The sequence below is a fragment of the Bradyrhizobium sp. genome, assembly GCF_049586575.1.
GTDB lineage: Bacteria > Pseudomonadota > Alphaproteobacteria > Rhizobiales > Xanthobacteraceae > Bradyrhizobium.
The window spans coordinates 1-2,036 of the sequence record NZ_JBAVCF010000639.1 but is presented as its reverse complement, the minus strand read 5'-3'; the positions used below and the strand labels follow the sequence as shown (position 1 = coordinate 2,036).

Below are 2,036 nucleotides of genomic sequence, written 5' to 3'. Positions count from 1 at the left end.
GCCGTGGAATGCGGCCTATGTGCAGCCGTCGCGACGGCCGAAGGATGGCCGCTATGGCGAAAATCCAAATCGGTTGCAGCACTACTACCAGTTTCAGGTGATCCTGAAGCCGTCGCCCCCGGACATTCAGGAGCTCTATCTGAAATCGCTCGCCGCCATCGGCATCGATTCGCATTTGCACGACATCCGCTTCGTCGAGGACGATTGGGAGAGCCCGACGTTGGGAGCATGGGGGCTGGGCTGGGAATGCTGGTGCGACGGCATGGAAGTGAGCCAGTTCACCTACTTCCAGCAGGTCGCGGGCGTGGAATGTGCGCCCGTTGCCGGCGAACTCACTTATGGCCTCGAACGGCTTGCGATGTATGTGCAGGGCGTCGATCGCGTCTATGACCTCAATTTCAACGGCCGCGAAGGCGCGGAGAAGGTCAGCTATGGCGAGGTGTTCCTGCAAGCCGAGCAGGAATATTCCCGGCACAATTTCGAGTATTCCGACGTCGAGATGCTGTTCGAGCAGTTCAAGATGGCCGAACAGGCTTGCCGGAAATATCTCGCAGCCGGCTGGAAGGACGGTGGCAACGGCCGGGAGCATCTGATGGCGCTGCCGGCCTACGACCAGTGCATCAAGGCTAGCCACGTCTTCAACCTCCTCGACGCACGCGGCGTGATCTCGGTCACCGAGCGGCAAAGCTACATCATGCGCGTGCGCGAACTGGCGAAAGCCTGCGGTGAGGCCTGGGTGCATACCGAAGCGGGAAGGGCAGGCTGATGCCCGATCTGCTGTTTGAATTGTTTTCGGAAGAAATCCCCGCGCGCATGCAGGCGAAGGCGGCCGACGATCTGCGCCGCATGGTTACCGACAGACTGGTCGCGGAAGGACTCGTCTATGAAGGCGCCAAAGCCTTCGCGACGCCGCGGCGCCTGACGCTGACCGTACACGGCATTCCCGCTCGGCAGGCGGACCTGAAGGAAGAGCGAAAAGGGCCGCGCGTCGGCGGGCCGGAGGCTGCCATCGCCGGTTTTCTGAAAGCCGCGGGGCTCGCCTCGCTGGACGAAGCGAAGATCCAGCGCGACCCGAAGAAGGGCGACTTCTACGTCGCGCTGATCGAAAAGCCGGGTCGTGCCACCATTGATGTGCTCGCCGAAATTCTTCCCGTCATCATCCGCACTTTTCCGTGGCCGAAATCGATGCGCTGGGGCGCGCGCTCGGCAAGGTCCGGCGCGCTCTCCTGGGTGCGACCGCTGCATGCGATCACCGCGACCTTCGGTCTTGAGACCGAAGAGCCTGACGTCGTGAAGTTTGCCGTCGATGGTGTCGAAGCGGGCCAGACCACGTTCGGCCATCGCTTCATGGCGCCACAGGCAATCTCGGTGCGGCGCTTTGAAGATTATGAAGCGAAGCTGTTGGAAGCGAAGGTCGTGCTCGACCCCGAGCGCCGCAGAGACGCGATTCTGACGGACGCCAAACAACTGGCCTTCGCGCAAGGTTTCGAACTGGTCGAAGATCAGGCGTTGCTCGATGAAGTCTCCGGCCTCGTCGAATGGCCGGTCGTGCTGATGGGTTCGTTCGATCAGGAATTCCTGTCGATCCCCGGCGAAGTCATCCGCGCCACCATCCGCAATAATCAGAAGTGCTTCGTGGTTCGCGACCCCAAGACGGAGAAGCTCGCCAACAAATTCATCCTCACCGCCAACATCGAGGCATCCGACGGCGGCAAGGCGATCGTTGCCGGTAATGAGCGCGTGATCCGCGCACGGCTGAGCGATGCAAAATTCTTCTACGAGACCGATCTGAAGACCAGACTCGAAGATCGGCTGCCGAAGTTCGATTCGATCGTGTTTCACGAGAAACTCGGCACACAGGGTGAGCGGATCAAGCGCATTGAGCGATTGGCGGCCGAGATCGCGCCGTTGGTCGGCGCAGACGTCGACAAAACCAAACGCGCCGCGCATCTCGCCAAGGCGGATTTGCTGACGGACGTCGTCGGCGAATTTCCGGAGCTTCAGGGCTTGATGGGTAAGTACTACGCGCTGGCGCA

2 protein-coding genes are annotated in these 2,036 nt (G+C 61.1%); both read left to right on the top strand.

Annotated features, from left to right (window positions below; translation table 11 throughout):
• The coding region (locus WB528_RS23650; RefSeq protein ID WP_423891242.1) for a glycine--tRNA ligase subunit alpha at positions 1–766 on the top strand (766 nt) is incomplete at its 5' end.
• The coding region (gene glyS / locus WB528_RS23645) for a glycine--tRNA ligase subunit beta (protein ID WP_423891240.1) at positions 766–2,036 on the top strand (1,271 nt) is incomplete at its 3' end. The genes WB528_RS23650 and glyS, both read left to right, overlap by 1 nt.